Source organism: Tannerella sp., assembly GCF_052170195.1.
In the GTDB taxonomy this organism is placed as follows: domain Bacteria; phylum Bacteroidota; class Bacteroidia; order Bacteroidales; family Tannerellaceae; genus Tannerella.
Map to the genome: position 1 here is coordinate 14857 of NZ_JBQNAZ010000031.1, position 19499 is coordinate 34355.

Sequence of the window (19499 nt, forward strand, 5' to 3'; positions counted from 1 at the left end):
TAGAAAAAGGGTGTGATAGAGCGATGAAGAGCGCAAAGTCCTTTCTGTGTTTTTTATCTCAAATGCTTGGATTTAAAGGAAACTTTTGTACTTTTGTCCGAATATTACCCGACCATTTAAAGGTCTGTTTAAGCGGTTATTCCCTCATTGCAAATGGGAGTGACGAGAACGCGTGTAATTAGTTGTCAGATGAAAATATACGGAACGGATCAAATCGTTTATACTCCGAACAACATTCCTCAGATATTGATGTGGGTAAAGCCGAACTCCCGCGTTTTGGAATTCGGACCGGGTATGGGATATATGACCCGATACATGAAGGAACAACTTCATTGCCATGTGGTAGCTGTCGAGATTAATCCTGTTATGGCCGAGACGATTGCTTTATATGCCGAGCAAGTTATTGTTTCCGATATCGATACCGGAAGTTGGGAACAGGAACTGCAAGGCCAATATTTCGATTACATTCTCTTTGCCGATGTGCTGGAACACCTCCGAAACCCTCTTGGCACCTTGCAGACCGTTGTTCGCTATGGGGATTGTATATTGACGTCTGTACCCAATATCGGACATTCGTCGATCATACTTTCTCTACTGGAGGGCGAATTCGAATATCAAAACATGGGACTGCTGGATGATACTCATATCCATTTTTTTACACGAAAAAGCCTGGTCGATATGGCCGGCAAATGCGGGTTAACCTGTACGGATAACAAAGATACGATACTGATGTATCCTTCATCTTCCGAATTCCATAAATATTACAGTTCGCATATCGGGGCATCATGGGCGATTGCAAAGACGCCGGACAGTGCCGTCTATCAGTTTGTCGACAGATGGGAGAAAAAGAATGACACACGATACCGGCGGAAACCATATAAGATATCATTCGTACGTTATCTGAAAATCATCGTGTCGGAAGTTATACGGCGAGTCGTTTTTTCGAGTAAGCATCTTAGAGAGAACAAACGAATCCGGCGTTTCTGGCAACAAGTAAAATGACAATGGAAAAAAGCATAAAGCCTGTTTCTATTTCTAAAAAGGACATTTTATGGAGTTATCTCTCTCAATTCCTATCTATCGGAGCAGGTATCCTGATTCTTCCGGCCATCTTGCATAAGTTAAGCAGTCAGGAGATCGGGATAAATTATATCCTATTATCTATTAGCGCTTTTATTCCTTTGTTGGATGCAGGCTTTTCTCCTCAATTTACGCGGAATATTACGTATGTCTTTAATGGGGCAAATGTCTTAAAAAAAGAAGGGTATGACCATCTACATACGGGAGGAAGCGTTAATTACAGGCTCTTATCGTCCGTTATCCGCGCGACACAATATGCGTATAAACGGTTTGCTCTCGGGGTAGGGTTCCTGTTACTATCTGTTGGTACATTCTATATGTATATCGTAACAGACCGTTTTTCTACGGTGAACAACATGATGTGGATTTGGATTCTTTTTTGCCTGTCTGTTTTTTGTACGATCTATCTCTTATATTATCATTCGTTACTGATTGGCAGAGGATTTATCAAAGAGTCTCAGAAATCGTTTGTGCTCAATAAAGTGCTGAATATGTCCATAGCAATCGGTTTGGTCTATTGTGATCTGGGACTGATAAGTATTGCGGTGGCGAACCTGTTAGCGCCGATCTTCGGACGTTTCTTGGCTCATTTCTATTTTTACAGGGACGGACTGAAAGAAAAAATACAAGAGGAGGTTTCTTTTTCCGAGATCAGATCGGTCTTATCTGTTTCATGGCCTAATATCCGTAAATTAAGCCTTATCACGATTGCAGGATATGTTGTTTCACAATTGGGAGTGTTTTTGTCCGGTCTATATCTTCCTCTTGAAGAAGTTGGTTCTTATGGACTAATGATTCAGCTAAGTAATGTTATCGTGCTTGTATCCACTACGCTTATTACCATACAAACACCGGCCTTTGCATCTTATCGGGTGACGGGAAACAGGGAGATGCTAATCAAAAAATTTGCATCTTCCATGGTGCTCTTTTATCCTCTGTTTATCATTGGTGCGATATTACTCGTATGGGTAGCACCGAAACTCTTGTCTGTTATTCAGTCAAATGCTGTACTGCCGGCTTCTTATATTCTGGTTGTCTATTGTTTAATCAGATTGTTGGAAGCAAATCATAGTTGTTTTGCAAACATCATCTCATCAGCGAATCACATCCCATTCTTTAATGCGGCATTGCTTTCCGGCTTGTGTACGTTAATCGGATACGGATTGCTGATTCTATTTTCCCGAACCGGTATTCTTTTCCTTATTCTCGTTCCCGGAATAGTTCAACTGGCTTACCAAAACTGGAAATGGCCTCAGATGGTATTGAAAGAATTTGGAATCAGTTGGATGAAGTTTATACGGATTGGCTGTCAAGAGATCAATCGCTCTTTTTTCTCTCTTTATGTATAAATCGAAACAACTAAGGCTAACGATCATTATCTTATTGATTTGTCTTGCACCTTTAGCAAAAAACAATAATCTGCTAACTGCCATACAAATCATGATATTCATTCTTTCTTTATACATCCGGCCGGATCGACGAATCATCAAATTATCGCATCTATTGCTTGTTCCGGTGATTATCGGAACGATGAATGGTTTGTTTCGGAATGCATTTTATGATGTGTTTAAAGACATGTATTATTTCTTGAATCCCGTGCTATATCTCTTGTTAGGAAGCATTATCGCGAGACGTTATGATCGGATGGATTCCTTACGTGCGATTGCTTTGCTGGGAAGCGTGTGCTCTCTATATCTTATCTTTTATATGATTAATAATTACGGATATACGGCGTTTACAACTCCTAGAGAAGCACGTGAATCTCTTTCTGTCACAGGCTTTGCAGCCACGGGGGTGGCGGCCATTATCCTTTTATGCGATAAGCTGTTCTTCGGAGCTGAGCTTTTTCCAAACTTTCGAGCATGGATGGGGCTCTTGTTGATTAATTTGTTATCTTTATATCTTTCCGCATCACGAACCGATTTGCTCGTTTTTGTCATCAGTTTATCTATTATGCTATACGTAAAATTCCAGCATCGGAAACATTATATTTTACTGTATCTTGTTTTTGGGGGACTTATCTTATCGGCGTTTTTCTTGTCGAATCCTCAAAGTCGTTTTGTTGAGACTTTATTGAAGGCTCCTGAGGAGATAACGATCCAACCGGCAGAGAATGTCGTTGAAATTAATGAAAACTACAGGGGGCATGAAGCTTACATGACGATGAAAACGATCAGAAAAGGAAATTTTGAAGAGCGATTGGGCGGACAAGGCTTTGGTGCCACGGTGGATATGGGATCGTATACCCCGCTGGATATGCGCCACATTCCTATTATGCATAATGGTTATCCGTATATTCTTCTAAAAACCGGATGGATAGGCATGGCTGTCTATATTCTTTTCGGTTTGTTACTTCTTCGTCTATCCCTGAAAGGCAAAGATAGATATTTATCACAAGATGATGGGACGCTCTCTTTCTGGAAATCATTTCCGATCATTTCCGCATTGGGATTATATGTTACTAATGTTTCGATCACAGGAATATTTAATCCTGAAAGTGTGATTTTGTGGATTGTTTGCGGACTATCTCTGCAGTATAAATTAGATTTTGATGGACGTATCTGTAATCATTGTAAATTACAACACGAGACAAATGACGTGTGACTGTCTGCATTCCATACGGATGCATACAAGAGACGTCAACTATGAAATTATCGTGGTAGATAATGCATCGACTGATGGTAGTGTCGCGCATATAAAAACGCATTTTGACGGGATTAGAATAATCGCTTCCGATCGAAACCTCGGTTTTGGAAAAGCCAATAACAGGGGGGCATTGGAAGCTCGGGGAAAATATCTCTTTTTTCTTAACTCGGATACCCTCCTGTTAAATAACGCAATCCATTTCTTTTTTAATTATATGGAAAGGAATAAAGAAGTTGGAGCGGTGGGTGGAATATTGCTGAACGAAAAAGGGCAAGTCTCTTTTTCATACAATCGCTTTCCATCTCCTCAAACAGAGATGAAATATGTTTTAAATAAATTGTTCCGTCGTCCGACGATTCCTCACCCTCCTTTTCAACCTGTTTCTGTCGACTTTATCTCAGGAGCAGACCTGTTTATTCGCAAAGCTGTGTTTGAACGATTAAACGGCTTTGATCCTGAATTTTTTATGTATTATGAGGAAGTTGATTTACAGAAACGGATGGACTTGCTTGGATTGAAACGTATTATATTGCCCGAGGGGCGCATCATTCATTTGGAAGGAGGGAGCTTTGCCTCAAAAAGGCTTACTTTTAGGCGCTTCCTGATCGCTCAAGAAAGTTTTAACCGTTACATTGCGAAGCATTATAGAGGAGTATCCAAACTTGGCTTCAGGACTTTGATGGGGATACTTCGGCTTACACTTCTTACCAATCGTTGGAACTGGAAGGAGAAAATTCTTGCATATTTACACGTTTGGAAATGAAGCACATTTTAGTTTTAGCTTATGCCATCTCACCGATAAGAGGATCAGAATATTCGGTCGCATGGAATTATATAACACATATGAGCCAGTATCACCAACTCACAGTGCTGTATGGTACGTCCGGAGATCATCTTGGAGATACGGGGGAGTTGGAGACATATATGCAGAAAACCCCTTTGCCCAATACCCGATTTATCTTTGTAAAAGCTAAAAAATCAACACACTGGATTAACTATTTCAATAAAAAAGGGATTTGGGTATATACCTTTTATCTTGCATATAAACAATGGCATAAATCTGTATATAAGAAGGCGGAAGAAATATTAAAAGAAGAACAAATCGATCTCATTCATTATATAAGCCCTATTAGTTATCGGGAACCCGGCTATCTATGGAAGATAAAGCTCCCTTATATTTGGGGGCCTATCGGAGGAACGAACGATATACCTTTCCGGTTATGGGGAAGCGTAAGTTCCGTCTCTGGCAAAGTTAAACTTTTATGCCGCACTTTGGCCAATCAAGTACAATTACACCTTTCGCCACGCATTAAAAAGGCATTGAGAAGATGTGATGTACTCCTGACGGCCACAATGGCCAATCAACAAAAAATAGAAAAGATTCATCATGTAAAAAGTTATTGGCTGCCTGAAAATGGGATTGTGGGAGAAATTCATCACGCTAATCCCGATAAATTTAACAGATCAAAGTTGCACATTATCTGGATTGGTCGGATTGATGCCAATAAAGCATTAATTCTCTTGTTAAAAGCTTTGGTTCGACTGCCTCCCGACAGTCCTGTGATGGTACATATTGTAGGTGACGGTTGCTTGAAAAACAAGATGGAAAAATTTGCCTCAAAAAAGAAGATTCAGCATTTTCTCCAATGGCACGGACAGATTAATCGGGAAAAAGTTTTTGATTTGTTCAACATTTCACATTTACATATTATTACCAGCTTGTCGGAAGGAAACCCTACAACAATATGGGAGGCGATGTCGTACGGTGTTCCTATGATGTCATTAGATCATTGCGGGATGCATGATGTTATTTGCAATGAGTGTGGTATTCGAATCCCAACTGATTCGCCGAAACAAATCGTTTCGGATATCAGCCGGCATATAATGTTTTTTATGGAGCATCCAGAACAACTCAAAACGCTGGCGGAAGGAGTGAGCCGGTGTGCGCAAAATTTCAGATGGGATAAGCGGATTCAAATATTTAATAAGTTATATGACGATATGATGTTTACGTATGAGTATATCAAATCTTCTAAGTAAATTAATCTTTTTTGTCAGAAAGCAACCCTTCTCAATAGATGCGCGAATTCCCAATCGTTATCTGTTGTCTTTCATATTTACTCAAATATATGCTTTTCTTTATGGACGGTTCCTGTTCCTGTTCAGGAAGAGTAACTGTTTTATTCATCACTCAAGCAAAATCAAATGCAAGGACCATTTTTTCTTTGGTGCAAATATGAGGATTGACAGGAATTGTTATATCGATGCCTTATCTACAGAAGGTATCAGCTTCGGCAATAATGTATCTGTTGGTAAAAATACAACGATCGAATGTACCGGAAATCTGAAACATATTGGAAAAGGTTTACAAGTCGGGAACAATGTGGGCTTAGGGACACATGGATTTTGGGGTTGTGCCGGAGGGATAACGATTGGAGATGATACCATATTCGGAAATTATGTTAGCTTGCATGCTGAAAACCATATATTCTCAGACATGGAGATTCCTGTCAGATTTCAAGGTGTTACACATCAGGGTATTTCTATTGGCCGGAATTGCTGGATTGGAGCGAAAGTTACCATCTTAGACGGGGTTTCTATCGGTGATGGGTGTGTGATAGCTGCCGGAGCAGTTGTTACAACCCAATTTCCGGCAAACTGTATCATTGGAGGAGTGCCGGCTAAAATCATAAAATACAGAGAACCTACATGCGTATCCTGCACTACACCTTAGGCTTATTTCCTTATCGCAGTGGGGGATTGACTCGTTACACCTCCGATCTGATGCAAGCCCAAAGCAAAAACCCGGAAGATCAAATTAGCTTATTATACCCCGGCGATATCAGTCTTATCAACACAAAAAGACATATCGTAAGACGCCGCTCTTACGGAAAGGTCAAGGTATATGAAATCAAGAATCCTTCGATTGTTCCTCTTTTACATGGGGTTAAATCGCCGGCAAGCATTACGCGAAACACGAATACATTATCTGAGGAAAAATTAGACCGGTTTTACGCACAAACACAACCTGAGATCTTTCATCTTCATACCTTGATGGGGTTACCTTATGAGTTACTTCTTTTTCTGAAAAGGAAAGGAGTTAAGATTGTTTTCTCAACACACGATTATTTTGGATTATGTCTGAAAGTGAATTTTGTAGATCATTCAGGCAACGTATGTACCCGTCATTCTCCTTCTCTTTGTGCAACATGCAACCAGGATGCTCCGAGCAACATCTTCCTGCGTATTCGAAATCTTAAAGGGCTTGTCTGTTTAAAAAAATATCTACCACTCAGGCACGGTACACCAGCAAAAAGAGAAATTCTCGTGCGAAAAAAAAAGTGTGATCTTAAAACGGATGATTATGCTGATGTGTTTGATTATTACCAATCTATCTATGGTTTAATCGACCTGTTTCACTTTAATAGTACGGTTTCTCAAAACGTCTATTGTTCTTATCTGCCGGAAATCCGAAATTTTGCAATCCTCCCAATTTCTCACGCTACAATCATTGACCGGAAAATAACCAAATGTTTTGATCGTTCCCTCTTTCGATTGGGCTTTATTGGGAGTTTGTCGCCTTACAAAGGTTTTCCCTTACTAAAAGAGGTATGTACGGCATTACAGAAAGAAGGAATTCATAATTGGGAACTAAGCGTTTGGGGGAATCGTACAGGTATTGATGCCGATTGTGACCGTATCGTCTATTGTGGCGCATACAAACAAGAACAATTAGAAGAGATATTCTTCGGTATGGATATGTTGATTGTACCGTCTTTATGTTATGAAACATTTGGATTAGTCGTATTAGAAGCTCTCTCGTTCGGTGTCCCTGTGATGGTCTCGGCGACAGTGGGTGCGAAAGATATCATCAAGACATATGACGAAAAGTTCATTTTTCACACTTCCGATGAATTAAGTAGTAAACTCAAATGGATTTTAAGCGATGCGTCTATCTTGTCAGCGTATAATAAAACGATCTTATCTAAGGAAAACACATTCTCTTTAGATGAGCATATCCATAGAATAAGCTCATTATACCGCTCATTATAAATGGTTCTCTGATAATAGCCTTAAGAAGTATGCCTCATAATCGTTGATCAGTTTTTCCCATGAATAGCCATTTTGAGTTACTTTCAAGTTACAAGCAATAATCCTGTTTTTTGTGGCGGGGCTCAATGTTGACATATTGCTCAATATTCGAGAAATATCTTCCTGATGATGAAAAAAAAGAGCATTTTCTTTCAAGATCGAGCGATTAAATTCATTATCATGTGCGGCTATGAAACATCCGGAAGCCATGGCTTCCAATAGGGATGGATTCGTTCCGCCTACACTGTGTCCGTGAAAATAAAGATAAGAAAAATGCCGTAACGCACATAACTTCTCGAAATCATATATACCGTTTATAAAACGTATCCCTGCAGATTGACGGTACTTGTTAACCAGATACTTGCCATGAGATGTTTTGATTCTGCCGACAATTATTAACGGTTTATCTTTCATATTACTTTCAAGATATCCTTTAATGATCATCTCGATATTGTTTTCAGGTTCCATCCGGGCAATCACCAGCAGGTAATTTCCGGCGGTCAAATTAAACTCATGGAGATATTGTTCCCGATAGTGCCTGTTCATACATGCACCATAAGCTAAAAATTTACTCTCTTTTCCATATTTAGCCAAATGGTAATCATGAATTGCCTTGTTATCAGTTACAATATGTGAGCTATACCGGATTGCCATTTTTTCTTCCCAGCGTAAAAAACAACGTACCCATCGATTAAACTTTGGCCTCCGGTGTTCTAAACCATCCATATTCGTAATAAGAACAGGCGTTTTTAACTTTTTTACATTGAACCATATATAGGAGGGGACGACGCTTGTGTATCCAAGTTCGTATAAGATATCAAACTTCTCTTTTTCTTTCAAGGCATCTTTCAAACAGGCATAATCATAGAAAAAACTTCCGAAAGAACTGCCCATCACATGTTCGGGGCTGTATATATGCTTTATTCTGACGCCTTTATAAACAGGTTCTTTGTAATCATGGAAGTGAGGAGAATAGACCGTCACGTCATGGCCTTTTTCTACCAATCCCACAGATAAATATTCGGCGAACTGTTCGAATCCTCCATAGTTGTTTGGAATTCCGCGAGTTCCTAAAATTGCAATTTTCATTTTTTTCTACAGTTTCCTACGGATGATGATATGGTTCACCACGAAGAATCGTCATTGCTCGATAAAGTTGTTCGACAAATATCGGACGAATCATTTGATGCGAGAAAGTCATCTTACTAAGCGATAAACGCTCGGATGCTATCTGATACACCTCATCACTGAACCCATACGGTCCGCCGATGACAAAAACAAGACGCCTCGATACGATTTGTATTTTTTTTTCTAAATAAGCTGCAAACTCCATCGATGTGTATTCTTTTCCTTGCTCGTCCAACAATACGCACCAATCACCAGTTTGTAATGCTTTTCGTATTAAAACACCTTCCTGGTTTTTTTGTTCAGTTTTCGTCAGATTTTTTGTATTTTTTATATCCGGGAGCACTTGCAATTCAAACGGTACATAATGCTGCAAGCGCCGTTGATACTCTGCCAGAGCCTCTTTCCAATAGGAAGCCTCCGTTTTACCGACTGTTAAAAGTACAATATTCATTCGATTCTAATTTGACCGAGTAAAGATAAGACATATTTTTTACTGTAAATCCATAAAAAAAACTAACCGAATGCAATCTGCTGATGGAAAGCGTTCTAAACTTATTTTGGGAGCGTTTTTTCCATTTTTAACGCCCGACTTTGAAAATAATAGATACTTTTGTAATTAAGAATATTAAAGTAAGGAGGAAACAGCAATGAGAAAATTGGTTTTTATATTCGTATGTGCTCTCTCTGTCTTGAGTATGCAAGCTGTAGACATTACGCTGGTATCTAACGCATTTAAGAATGGTGATGCCACAATGTTAGCGAATAATATGAACTCGGAAGTAGATATTGCGGTCCCTAATGTTTCGCAAAAAGGTAGCGGAGCTGATGCGACGGCTGTTCTTACTCAGTTCTTCCAATCCAATAAACCGTCCGGATTTACCGTCGCACATCATGCCGATAAAAGCGACTGCGGGTTTATTGTCGGGAAGTTGCAGACATCGACGAAAGAATTTCGTGTAAATATTACGTATATAGTGAAAGAAGGTAAACCACTTATTCAGTCGATACGTATCGAATAAGTGCAAGAGACAGGATTATTCAAATGAAAAGTGCAGACCAACTGATTGACGAACTGATTACGCTCGCTTTCGCCGAAGACATCGGCGATGGCGACCATACGACCCTGTGTTGCATTCCCTCGACCGAGATGGGTAAGAGTCGGTTGATTATTAAAGAATCCGGTGTATTGGCCGGTGTAGAGATGGCGCAACGTATCTTCAAGCATTTCGATCCCGATATGCGAATGGATATTTTTATCTGCGATGGGGCCGAAGTGAAGAAAGGAGATATTGCGTTTACGGTCGAAGGCCGGGTGCAGTCTCTTCTACAAACAGAGCGATTGGTATTGAACGTGATGCAACGTATGAGCGGCATTGCTACGACGACGCGCCGATACGTGAAAGCGCTTGAAGGCACGAAGACCCGGGTGTTGGATACGCGCAAAACAACTCCGGGCATGCGCATGCTTGAGAAGGAGGCTGTACGTATCGGAGGGGGAGTCAATCATCGCATCGGGTTGTTCGATATGATTCTGCTGAAAGACAATCATGTCGATTTCGCCGGAGGGATCGAGCAGGCCATTACACGGGCACAGAGCTATCTGGAAGAAAAGAGGAAAAAACTCAAGATTGAGATTGAAGTCCGCAACTTCAAAGAATTGGACGAAGTAATGAAGGTCGGAGGAGTAGATCGCATCATGCTCGATAATTTCAGTCCGTCGGATACTCGTGAGGCGGTACGGCGTATCGGAGGTCGTTATGAAACGGAGTCGTCAGGAGGCATTACATTCGACACGCTACGCGATTATGCCGAATGCGGAGTAGACTATATCTCGGTAGGGGCACTGACTCATTCTATCCAAAGTCTTGACATGAGTCTTAAAGCCGTGTAAAGAGTGGAGCGGTTGGCATGTGATATGCGAAAACTTCTTCTTCTCTTTTCTTTGGTGGGGCTATGTTTTTCGTCCGTTTTTTCACAAGCGCAAAGTTTAAAGGGAACGATTACCGATACTGAGGGACGACCTGTCTCGTACGCAACGGTTTATATTCGTGAGATTGCATTAGGCATTGTCGCCAATGAGCAAGGTGAGTTTGTGTCGCATTTGGAGCAAGGGCGTTATGTGGGGGAATTTTCGGCTCTCGGATACGAAAAACAAATCCTTCCGTTTACCATTTCCGACTCCGAAACGCCTCTGCGAATAACGTTGCAACAGAAAGCGTATTCATTGGGGGAAGTCGTTGTCGATGGGAGAGGGGAGGATCCTGCATATGCCATTATGCGCAAGGCAATTGCACATGCTCCTTTTTATCGTTTTCAAGTTAAAGCTTATCAGGCGGATGTCTATATCAAAGGGACTCTCAAAACGGGTAAGCTGCCGTCTTTGGGCTCTGTCCTTATCGGGGAGCAGAAGACGAAGATAAAGAACCTTTCGAATAAGCTCTTTCTAATGGAGTCGCAAAATGAGGTGAAATTTAAAGCGCCGAATACCTACGACCAGAAAGTTGTCGCATTGTCTTCGTCGATTCCTGCCGAGTTCGACGATGAAAAAATGGCGATGAATGTCGTGACCAGCAACGTGTACGCCCCCGAACTGTTCGGCGTAACCTCGCCATTGGCTCCGGGAGCTTTCACGTACTACAAATTCGTGTTGGAAGGCGTCACGACCGAGGGTAGCCGGGTGATCAACAAAATCAGGGTTTTACCGAAGAAGAACAACACGCAGTTGGTGAATGGATGGCTTTATATTCTGGACGGTACATGGAATCTGCAACATATCGATTTCACCGTTAAACAGATGGGAGTGAGTTTGCGTAATCATGTGTCGTTTCATGAAGTCAAACCCGATGTGTGGTTGCCCACGGCCTATGATATGAGTATGAAGATCAATATGCTCGGCATAAAGGTCGAAGGGAAATACTATTCTTCGGTTCAATATCGACAGGTCGATGTGAACGAGAAACAAGCGCAGGCCGCGCAGCCGATGCTCCCTGTACAGTCGGTGTTGCCCGCAACGAAACGAACGACGAAGAAACAGTTGAAAGCCCGTAAAAAACTGGAGGAGTTGGCAGCCAAGGAGGAACTGACGACCCGCGACGCTTACAGGATGGCACAATTGATGCAGGACGCTGCCGAGACACCCGAAATCAAAGAAAAAAGAAAAAGTCTTCAACTTCAATCGTGGGACTCCACCGTTCGTATTACGCGCGATTCGCTGACCCTGCTACGTGATACCAACTACTGGAAGAAAATACGTACGCAGCCATTGCAGACAGATGAAGTCCTCAGCTACCGATGGAAGGACAGTCTGAAAAATGAAATCCGGAAAGAGAACCAAAGCGATTCGCTGAAAGGGCGAACGTTCGGGAAATGGATGTCGGCATTGTTGATGGGTGAAAAGATCAAGTTGGGCAAGCGGGCAAGGCTTGGATATGGCGGTCTGCTCCGGGCAGTACCGGAATACAATTTTGTCGACGGCTTTTGGATCGGACAGCGCCTTACTTTCGAGATGGACTTTACGCGAAAGAAGCCGAAAGGCGCTTCGGGCGAAGTCGTCATCTCTTCCTCTTCAAATGATCTCCCTCTCGATAGATCAATTACTTTCTCTCCGGAGATTTATTACACAACAGCTCGTAAGGCGCTTGTTTGGCAAGTGAACACGGCGTTCCGTTACGATCCCATACGGCATGGAGAGCTTGAACTCTCGGGTGGAGATATCACAGAAGATTATGCGGGTAAGAACGGTACGAACCGATTGATTAACTCCTTTGCGTCGTTGTTGTTCGCCGCGAATAGTGCCAAGCTGTATCGTATGCGGTTTGCCGACGTTACGCATCGCATTGATGTGGCGAACGGACTGCGCCTGTCGGCGACGATGCATTACGAACGGCGGTCAACCCTCGAGAACCATACATCCTATCGTATCTTCCGAGAGGCTCCGCATTCCAATCTCCCTCACGGATATACTTCGGTTCCGATGCCTGATCATACGGCTTGGATCGCCGGTATACAGTTGCGGTATACGCCGCGCTATTATTATCGGATTCAGGAGGGGCGGAAAATCTACGCGTATTCCAACTATCCGACTTTTAGCTTCCATTATCGGCAAGGTATCCCGTTCGGAGATACACGGAATGTCTCATTTACGATGTTCTCGGCCAGTGTGATGCAGACCGTCAAACTGAACCTTTTCAATCGATTCTTTTATGGAGTCGATGCCGGTATTTTTCCGTCGGCAGAGAGACTCTATTTGCCCGATTTTAAGCACTTCATCACCCGTGAGCTGTATGTTATCGATCGTCCGATGCAAACGGCTTTCAACTTGATTGATCACTATCGTTATGCGGCGAATGACAAATGGTTGCAGGGACATCTGATGTTCTCTTCCGATTATTTGCTTCTCAAGCATATACGTTTTATGCAAAACTATCTTTTTGATGAAGCGTTACACGTGCATTCACTCTGGATTCCGGGGCGGAATTACAGTGAGGCAGGGTACTCCGTCGGCTTTTCGGAAGCCGGACGGATCGGTGTTTTTGCCGGATTTAATAACGGACGTTACGATGCCGTGGGCTTCACCGTCAGCCTGCCCTTGCTGCAATGGTTGAAGTAGGACGGGCGTTAAGATTCTCGTGTAACTTTTCCGTCAGTTAACCGATAGGTTTGATGACTTTCGGGACAGACGGCCAGTCCTTTGTCATCGAAGTCGAGATGATGACCGTATTCGCTCACCCAGCCCGTCTGACGTGCCGGATTACCTACCACCAGCGCGTAGGGCGGTACATCTTTCGTCACCACCGCACCCGCTCCGATCAGCGCATAGGCGCCGATGACGCACCCGCATACGACGGTCGCATTCGCTCCGATGGACGCTCCTTTCTCTACACGAGTCGGCCGGAATTCGTGCTTGCGGGAGACGGCGCTACGCGGATTAATAACGTTCGTAAATACGCAGCTCGGTCCCAGAAAAACGTCGTCTTCACACGTCACGCCGGTATAGACCGAGACATTATTCTGCACCTTGACTCCATTGCCCAGATATACTCCCGGCGAGATGACGACGTTTTGCCCGATCGTGCAGTCACGGCCGATCGTGCAGCCGGACATGATGTGTGAAAAGTGCCAGATTCTCGTTCCCTGTCCGATGCTGGATCCTCCGTCGATAACGGCTGTTTCATGTGCTTGATATTCCATTTGCTGAAAGTGAAAGATTTCTTATTTGTAGAGTGCGAAAACGGTCGGTTTTTTGTTCAGGTCGGGTGCGTTTTTGCCCCATTCTTTTACGGGCTTCGTGCGTATCATTTCGTCTTCGCACGAGAGGTTCGAGGCCACGCACAATCGGGTCGACGGCCTGCATATTCGCACCAACTCCTCCAGTAGCTTGCTGTTTCGGTAAGGCGTTTCGATAAAGAGTTGCGTCTGGTTCTCGGAATAGATGCGCGCTTCCAATGCTTTGATCCGCGCTGTGCGTTGCGCCGCATCGATGGGCAGATAGCCGTGGAAGGCAAAGCTCTGTCCGTTAAATCCGGAGCCCATGATTGTCAACAGAATAGAAGAAGGTCCAACGAGGGAAACGACCTTATACCCTTTGCGCTGCGCGATGGCTACGATATCAGCCCCGGGATCGGCCACCGCCGGACAGCCTGCTTCGGAGATTATCCCGACCGACTCGCCCGCGGCCAGCGGTGTCAGGTACCCGGCTACCATGTGCGGCGACGTGTGTTTGTTCAACTCGTAGAAATGCAACTCGTCGATCATCAGCGACGGTTCCGTTTTCTTCAGAAACCGGCGCGCCGTGCGTATGTTCTCCACCACAAAATGGCGGATACCAAGAATCACCTCGCGATTATACGCCGGTAGCACTTTGTAGTGTTCCGTTTCGCCCAAAGTGACCGGAATCAGATAAAGAGCAGCTTCCATGTTCTGTTCAACAATCTTTTACGAAGCACAAAAGTACATAAAAAAACGGATTCACATACTGCGAGCTTCCGCAAAAAGCGGGGTAAGAAACAGTTCTTTGGATGTTTGTTTAGTTGTTTATGAATGTAGGGGCGAACACAAGGTTCGCCCCTACATTAACTACCTTCCCCTGTCATTCAGAGCGTCAGCGAAGAATCTCTTTCCGTTACTTTTGGCTTGACCCAAAAGTAACCCAAAGGTCAAGGCTTCGTGCGCTTCACACGCCTTCGCGACGCTTACAGGCCGGAAAATCAGGTAACTTGCTTCGCTTCGGACAGCCTGATTTTCTTTCGTCCTGCTCGCTGCTCCGTCGGCTCACCACCCGAGGCCCATGGACGAAATTAATTGTCAATGACTTTGTTGCAACGGATAAATCCATAGAAAACAGTGATATATTTTTACCTGTAATAAAACATCAATTTTTCTATATTGCTGATTATTAAATGGCTGATTTTTTTAGGTTGTTTTTTATATACACCCATATCTTTTGATAATCAGACGTCAACCGTTGCAACAAAGTCATTGTCAATTGTTATTTTCTAAATACATGATTCGGCGTGTACCACGCATAACAATTAACCATTGACAATTAACCATTAATTTGTCATTCAGAGCGTAAGCGAAGAATCTCCTTTTCTGTCACTTTTGGCTTGACCCAAAAGTAACCAAAAGGTCAAGGCTTCGGGCGCTTCACACGCCTTCGCGACGCTTGCAGGTCGGAAAATCAGGTAACTTGCTTCGCTTCGGACAGCCTGATTTTCTTTCGTCCTGCTCGCTGCTCCGTCGGCTCACCGCCCGAGGCCCATGGACGAAATGAATGGTCAATGGTTGTTCAGCATTCAGCCATCGGATGCCGCGTAGGGGCGAACCTTGTGTTCGCCCGCCATGGCGTGTATATAACCATTGACAATTAACAATTAAATTACGTCAGGCTTTCAGCCCTCCGCCGAGGGGGTCGCCCTTTTTTCCCAACGCTTCGCTTCGCTGCGCATTGGGCTGAATTAATACGCCCTTTCAGGGCTCTTACAGCTGTCAGCAATCAGCCAACAATTCAACAATTCAACACCCCGAAGGGATTAGCTCGCATGGGCCCAAGGGCTGAAAGCCCGACATATTTCAGCCCCATCCCGCAAGGGTGGGGTATCGATTCCCATACCCCGTTGGGAGGGCTGAAAGCCTGACATAATTTGACAGGTACGTATGCGCCGCCCTAATACGTGCTTATTAGGCATCCTAATACGTGTTTATTAGGCATCCTAATACGTGCTTATTAGGTATCCTAATACGTGCTTATTAGGCATCCTAATACGTGCTTATTAGACGCCCTAATATGCCGGACTGATTATTTAACCGTTAATGTCTTCTCGAACACGCTTGTTCGAGGTTCTTTCAACCATTGCTTCCCCATCGAATACTGCGTCGTTACTTCCAACTGATACGTCCCGGCGGGGAGGGCGGGGATGATGATCATCAGCTCCGAGGGGTTGTTGACCATGATGTCGCCTTCGACGACTTTGGTGGCGGCCGAATGACAGATGTCGGCCGCGAGAAAAACTGTCTTTTTCATAATCGCTTTGTTTTTATAATGAAAAGATGCGCAACCCTCATCGCTCCGCATGCGACATACGGAGACGTAAGAGGTTGTTATGTGTGTATTAATAAACGTCAAGTAAGAGGAGGTAAATTGAGGCGTTATCGGTCGTGGGTCAGGGTGTGAGGTACGGTTCGGTGTGGCGTGCGCGTCCGTCCGTAGCGTTATCGATAGTATCTGTATGCCTTTGCCTTTCATCAAGACTGTTCCTGTTTATTTATTCTTAACGGTGCAAAGATATAACAATTTTCCAAGTTAGATAATGAGCAAATTACTCAATTTCGCCTCGACTTTTCTCTTTCAAAACGATTCGTCGTCGGTTTTTTATGTTGCCAAAGACAGGGGGGGGAGCTTTTTATGTACCTTTGCAAAGTGAAAATACAATCGGACGACATAATAAATCTGCATCAATCCCTACCTTTCTGTATGAATCCCAACTCATCTGTCGACATCTACGCTTTGGCTGAAAAGTTCGTCGAGCAAACGGCCTGTCCCGTTTTTCTGACCGGCAAGGCCGGGACCGGCAAGACGACTTTTCTGAAGCATCTCCGTGAGCATACGCAGAAGCAGATGGCCGTCATTGCCCCTACGGGAGTGGCGGCGATCAACGCCGGAGGCGTCACGATCCATTCGTTCTTTCAACTGCCCTTCACTCCGTTCGCCCCGATCCCGCAGGGACGGAAAAACCTGATTGCGAAAAGTAAACTTACGACTGTCCGCCGAAAAGTACTGCAAGAGCTGGAGCTTCTCGTCATCGACGAAATCAGTATGGTGCGTGCCGATCTGCTCGATGCCGTCGATACCATGTTGCGCCATTTCCGTTATCGCGCCAACGAACCGTTCGGCGGCGTACAGGTTGTTTATATCGGCGACATGTACCAGCTCTCTCCGGTCGTGCCGGACGAAGAATGGCAATTGCTCTCACAGTTCTACGAAGGGCCTTATTTCTTTCAGAGCAAGGTCGTCCGGCAACAGCCTCCCGTTTTTATCGAACTGGATCGTGTCTTCCGGCAAACGAACGAACAGTTTATCTCCCTGCTCAACGAAGTGCGCAATAACTGCCTGACGGAAGCAGGCGAACAATGCCTTAACAGCCGTTACATCGCCGATTTCCGTCCTTCAAACGAAGACGGCTATATTACGCTGACGACGCACAATGCCAAAGCAGACCGTATCAATTATGAGGAACTGGACAAAATCGACCGGGATATTTTTTACTTTGATGCGCAGGTACAGGGCGATTTTCCGGAGAAAAGTTTCCCGAACGACGAACGATTGAAGTTAAAGAAAGGTGCACGTGTGATGTTTATCGCCAACGATATGGAGACTCCCCGCCGCTACTACAACGGAAAAATCGGGGTGGTTACCGACATCGATGAAGAGCATATCCGGGTAAAAACCGATCCCGACGATGAACCGATCGAGGTCAAGCGGGAAACATGGCAAAATATTCATTACACCGTCAACAAAGAGACGAACCAAATCGAAGAGCATAAGCTCGGCAGCTATACGCAATATCCGCTACGGCTGGCCTGGGCTATTACAATTCATAAAAGCCAGGGACTTACGTTCGATCGGGTCGTCATCGATGCGCAGGCCGCGTTTGCTCCGGGACAGATCTATGTGGCGCTCAGTCGCTGTCGCTCGCTCGAGGGCATCGTCCTCTCTTCACCCCTCAACACGCAGGCTTTGCAGGTCGACAGACACATCGTCCGCTATGTGCAGCAAAAACCTTCGGCCCGCGAGTTGGAGGCGCAAATCAATGTTTTTAAAGAACGTTACAATGAACAGGTGTTGTTTGATATCTTCAATTTCAGCGATATGGTCTACGAAATGCGAAGGTTCTATGAACAAACCGTTAACGAGAAGAACGCCTTCAATGACGAAACGCTTCCTTTCATCAGCCGGATGATGGATCAGACCGACCGCCTGAACCGGGTGACAACCACGTTCCGCAAACAGCTGCAATACCTTCTTCATACCTCCGATACTCAACGGACAAACGAACGCATCAGAGCTGCTTCGGATTATTTTGCTACGCATTTGACGTCGCTCATCGCCGAAGGGGAGAAATCGCCCGCCCGCACCGATAGCCGTGCGTCGGCACGTGACTATAACGATGCCCTGACGACGATCCTTACTCGTCTGGCCTATAAAAAACATCTGATTGGGGGGATAGGCGATGGTTTTTCCATAACCCGCTACTTCGAACTGAAAGCTACATTTACCGCTCCTCCCGACCCCGTCAACGCGTACGCGGCAGCCCATAAAGAGTTGAAGACGGAAACGGAGCATCAGGAATTGTTCAGGCTGCTGGCCGGCTTACGGAAAGAGTTGTGCGAAGAAACCGGCGCACCGGCTTATCTCGTAGCCGCTACGAAAACATTGATCGAATTATGCAACATGCGCCCTCAAACACCCGAGGAATTGATGGGTGTGAAAGGATTCGGAAAGATTAAGACACAGAAATACGGCGATCGCTTTCTGGAAATTATCAACGAGTATTGTCGCAAATACGGCCTGAGCTCACTGATCGATCCTTCCGATCATACGAAAAAAAGAAAGAGGCGAAAAACCGACTCGTGAAAGCATTTCATGCCGAAGCCGACGTATGACTGCTCATAAGTAAAAAGCGGTTAGAAAACAATTGATTGGATGTTCTTCTGTAAAAAAAAGCGATAAAAAGGTTTGCAGAAAACAAAATAACTTCTACTTTTGCACTCGCTAAGTCGGAAAAGACTTTGTTATTGTATGACTCCGTAGCTCAGTTGGTAGAGCAAATGACTCTTAATCATTGGGTCGAGAGTTCGAGTCTCTCCGGGGTCACATCATGCAAAAGGTTTCTTAATAGGGTTTTACGGCACTGTCGTAAGACCCTGTTTTCGTTTCGGAGGGGGCGGGTGATGCACCTGAAGTCTTCCTGGGACAACGACTGCAAGGAAAGAGTTTACTTTTATCCCAAATTACGCGATAGATTGTTCGGCGTTTACCATTAATAATGGATGTG

17 protein-coding genes and 1 tRNA gene are annotated in these 19499 nt (G+C 44.2%); 12 read left to right on the forward strand and 6 right to left on the reverse strand.

Annotated elements, in window-relative coordinates; genetic code table 11:
- Positions 1 to 189: 189 nt before the first annotated feature.
- The 7 genes from ACTTKA_RS08885 (at position 190) to ACTTKA_RS08915 (ending at position 7779) form a co-directional block, all read left to right on the forward strand.
- The gene (locus ACTTKA_RS08885; protein ID WP_442724759.1) at positions 190 to 1002 is read left to right on the forward strand and encodes a class I SAM-dependent methyltransferase; all 813 of its coding nucleotides are present in this window, start codon (positions 190 to 192) and stop codon (positions 1000 to 1002) included.
- 2 nt (positions 1003 to 1004) lie between these two features.
- Positions 1005 to 2429, forward strand: a complete 1425-nt coding sequence (gene wzx, locus ACTTKA_RS08890; RefSeq protein WP_442724760.1) for an O-unit flippase-like protein — start codon at positions 1005 to 1007, stop codon at positions 2427 to 2429.
- Between the two features lie 91 nt (positions 2430 to 2520).
- Positions 2521 to 3684, forward strand: a complete 1164-nt coding sequence (locus tag ACTTKA_RS08895) for a hypothetical protein (RefSeq protein ID WP_442724761.1) — start codon at positions 2521 to 2523, stop codon at positions 3682 to 3684.
- Complete coding sequence (locus ACTTKA_RS08900; RefSeq protein ID WP_442724762.1) at positions 3674 to 4489, forward strand: glycosyltransferase family 2 protein; 816 nt, start codon at positions 3674 to 3676, stop codon at positions 4487 to 4489. Before ACTTKA_RS08895 ends, ACTTKA_RS08900 begins: the two co-directional genes overlap by 11 nt.
- The gene (locus ACTTKA_RS08905) at positions 4486 to 5766 is read left to right on the forward strand and encodes a glycosyltransferase (protein ID WP_442724763.1); all 1281 of its coding nucleotides are present in this window, start codon (positions 4486 to 4488) and stop codon (positions 5764 to 5766) included. The genes ACTTKA_RS08900 and ACTTKA_RS08905 overlap by 4 nt, the downstream gene beginning before the upstream one ends.
- Positions 5741 to 6460, forward strand: a complete 720-nt coding sequence (locus tag ACTTKA_RS08910; protein WP_442724764.1) for an acyltransferase — start codon at positions 5741 to 5743, stop codon at positions 6458 to 6460. Before ACTTKA_RS08905 ends, ACTTKA_RS08910 begins: the two co-directional genes overlap by 26 nt.
- Positions 6436 to 7779, forward strand: a complete 1344-nt coding sequence (locus ACTTKA_RS08915) for a glycosyltransferase (protein WP_442724765.1) — start codon at positions 6436 to 6438, stop codon at positions 7777 to 7779. Before ACTTKA_RS08910 ends, ACTTKA_RS08915 begins: the two co-directional genes overlap by 25 nt.
- Here the strand turns inward: ACTTKA_RS08915 and ACTTKA_RS08920 are convergent.
- Both ACTTKA_RS08920 and rlmH read right to left on the reverse strand, forming a co-directional pair.
- The gene (locus tag ACTTKA_RS08920; RefSeq protein WP_442724766.1) at positions 7774 to 8907 is read right to left on the reverse strand and encodes a DUF1972 domain-containing protein; all 1134 of its coding nucleotides are present in this window, start codon (positions 8905 to 8907) and stop codon (positions 7774 to 7776) included. The genes ACTTKA_RS08915 and ACTTKA_RS08920 overlap by 6 nt on opposite strands.
- A 16-nt stretch (positions 8908 to 8923) precedes the next feature.
- Entirely contained in the window at positions 8924 to 9397 is a 474-nt protein-coding gene (rlmH, locus tag ACTTKA_RS08925; protein ID WP_442724767.1) for a 23S rRNA (pseudouridine(1915)-N(3))-methyltransferase RlmH, read from the reverse strand.
- Positions 9398 to 9593: 196 nt separating this feature from the next.
- Between rlmH and ACTTKA_RS08930 the strand changes: the two genes are divergently transcribed.
- Genes ACTTKA_RS08930 through ACTTKA_RS08940 form a run of 3 tightly spaced genes read left to right on the forward strand, consistent with a single transcriptional unit; the run spans position 9594 to position 13555 of the window.
- A complete protein-coding gene (locus ACTTKA_RS08930) occupies positions 9594 to 9965 on the forward strand; it encodes a DUF4783 domain-containing protein (RefSeq protein ID WP_041590822.1) in 372 nt (123 codons plus the stop codon).
- A gap of 23 nt (positions 9966 to 9988) precedes the next feature.
- Positions 9989 to 10837, forward strand: coding sequence for a carboxylating nicotinate-nucleotide diphosphorylase (nadC, locus tag ACTTKA_RS08935; RefSeq protein WP_074449953.1), 849 nt, complete (start codon positions 9989 to 9991; stop codon positions 10835 to 10837).
- A gap of 24 nt (positions 10838 to 10861) precedes the next feature.
- Positions 10862 to 13555, forward strand: coding sequence for a DUF5686 and carboxypeptidase regulatory-like domain-containing protein (locus ACTTKA_RS08940; RefSeq protein WP_442724768.1), 2694 nt, complete (start codon positions 10862 to 10864; stop codon positions 13553 to 13555).
- An 8-nt stretch (positions 13556 to 13563) separates the two neighbouring features.
- Here ACTTKA_RS08940 and ACTTKA_RS08945 read toward each other — a convergent pair whose 3' ends face one another.
- The 4 genes from ACTTKA_RS08945 to ACTTKA_RS08960 form a co-directional block, all read right to left on the reverse strand.
- Positions 13564 to 14136: an acyltransferase gene (locus ACTTKA_RS08945; RefSeq protein WP_442724769.1), complete on the reverse strand. Its 573-nt coding sequence runs from the start codon at positions 14134 to 14136 to the stop codon at positions 13564 to 13566.
- A gap of 21 nt (positions 14137 to 14157) precedes the next feature.
- Positions 14158 to 14862 (reverse strand): SAM-dependent methyltransferase, encoded by a 705-nt coding sequence (locus ACTTKA_RS08950; protein ID WP_442724770.1) that lies wholly within the window; start codon positions 14860 to 14862, stop codon positions 14158 to 14160.
- A gap of 256 nt (positions 14863 to 15118) precedes the next feature.
- Positions 15119 to 15280, reverse strand: a complete 162-nt coding sequence (locus tag ACTTKA_RS08955; RefSeq protein WP_442724771.1) for a hypothetical protein — start codon at positions 15278 to 15280, stop codon at positions 15119 to 15121.
- Positions 15281 to 16243: 963 nt separating this feature from the next.
- Positions 16244 to 16468 (reverse strand): DUF4469 domain-containing protein, encoded by a 225-nt coding sequence (locus ACTTKA_RS08960; RefSeq protein WP_442724772.1) that lies wholly within the window; start codon positions 16466 to 16468, stop codon positions 16244 to 16246.
- Between the two features lie 450 nt (positions 16469 to 16918).
- Between ACTTKA_RS08960 and ACTTKA_RS08965 the strand changes: the two genes are divergently transcribed.
- Positions 16919 to 19078 carry an HRDC domain-containing protein gene (locus tag ACTTKA_RS08965; protein ID WP_442724773.1) on the forward strand — a complete coding sequence of 720 codons (2160 nt, stop codon included), beginning with the start codon at positions 16919 to 16921 and terminating at the stop codon, positions 19076 to 19078.
- Between the two features lie 167 nt (positions 19079 to 19245).
- Positions 19246 to 19318: transfer RNA gene (locus tag ACTTKA_RS08970), tRNA-Lys, on the forward strand.
- Positions 19319 to 19499 lie beyond the last annotated feature (181 nt).

Bases quoted from the DNA above. Each gene is read 5' to 3' on its own strand.
- ACTTKA_RS08885 (WP_442724759.1), top strand. From the start codon at position 190: ATGAAAATATACGGAACGGATCAAATCGTTTATACTCCGAACAACATT.
- wzx (WP_442724760.1), top strand. From the start codon at position 1,005: ATGGAAAAAAGCATAAAGCCTGTTTCTATTTCTAAAAAGGACATTTTA.
- ACTTKA_RS08895 (WP_442724761.1), top strand. From the start codon at position 2,521: ATGATATTCATTCTTTCTTTATACATCCGGCCGGATCGACGAATCATC.
- ACTTKA_RS08900 (WP_442724762.1), top strand. From the start codon at position 3,674: ATGACGTGTGACTGTCTGCATTCCATACGGATGCATACAAGAGACGTC.
- ACTTKA_RS08905 (WP_442724763.1), top strand. From the start codon at position 4,486: ATGAAGCACATTTTAGTTTTAGCTTATGCCATCTCACCGATAAGAGGA.
- ACTTKA_RS08910 (WP_442724764.1), top strand. From the start codon at position 5,741: ATGAGTATATCAAATCTTCTAAGTAAATTAATCTTTTTTGTCAGAAAG.
- ACTTKA_RS08915 (WP_442724765.1), top strand. From the start codon at position 6,436: ATGCGTATCCTGCACTACACCTTAGGCTTATTTCCTTATCGCAGTGGG.
- ACTTKA_RS08920 (WP_442724766.1), bottom strand. From the start codon at position 8,907: ATGAAAATTGCAATTTTAGGAACTCGCGGAATTCCAAACAACTATGGA.
- rlmH (WP_442724767.1), bottom strand. From the start codon at position 9,397: ATGAATATTGTACTTTTAACAGTCGGTAAAACGGAGGCTTCCTATTGG.
- ACTTKA_RS08930 (WP_041590822.1), top strand. From the start codon at position 9,594: ATGAGAAAATTGGTTTTTATATTCGTATGTGCTCTCTCTGTCTTGAGT.
- nadC (WP_074449953.1), top strand. From the start codon at position 9,989: ATGAAAAGTGCAGACCAACTGATTGACGAACTGATTACGCTCGCTTTC.
- ACTTKA_RS08940 (WP_442724768.1), top strand. From the start codon at position 10,862: ATGCGAAAACTTCTTCTTCTCTTTTCTTTGGTGGGGCTATGTTTTTCG.
- ACTTKA_RS08945 (WP_442724769.1), bottom strand. From the start codon at position 14,136: ATGGAATATCAAGCACATGAAACAGCCGTTATCGACGGAGGATCCAGC.
- ACTTKA_RS08950 (WP_442724770.1), bottom strand. From the start codon at position 14,862: ATGGAAGCTGCTCTTTATCTGATTCCGGTCACTTTGGGCGAAACGGAA.
- ACTTKA_RS08955 (WP_442724771.1), bottom strand. From the start codon at position 15,280: ATGGATTTATCCGTTGCAACAAAGTCATTGACAATTAATTTCGTCCAT.
- ACTTKA_RS08960 (WP_442724772.1), bottom strand. From the start codon at position 16,468: ATGAAAAAGACAGTTTTTCTCGCGGCCGACATCTGTCATTCGGCCGCC.
- ACTTKA_RS08965 (WP_442724773.1), top strand. From the start codon at position 16,919: ATGAATCCCAACTCATCTGTCGACATCTACGCTTTGGCTGAAAAGTTC.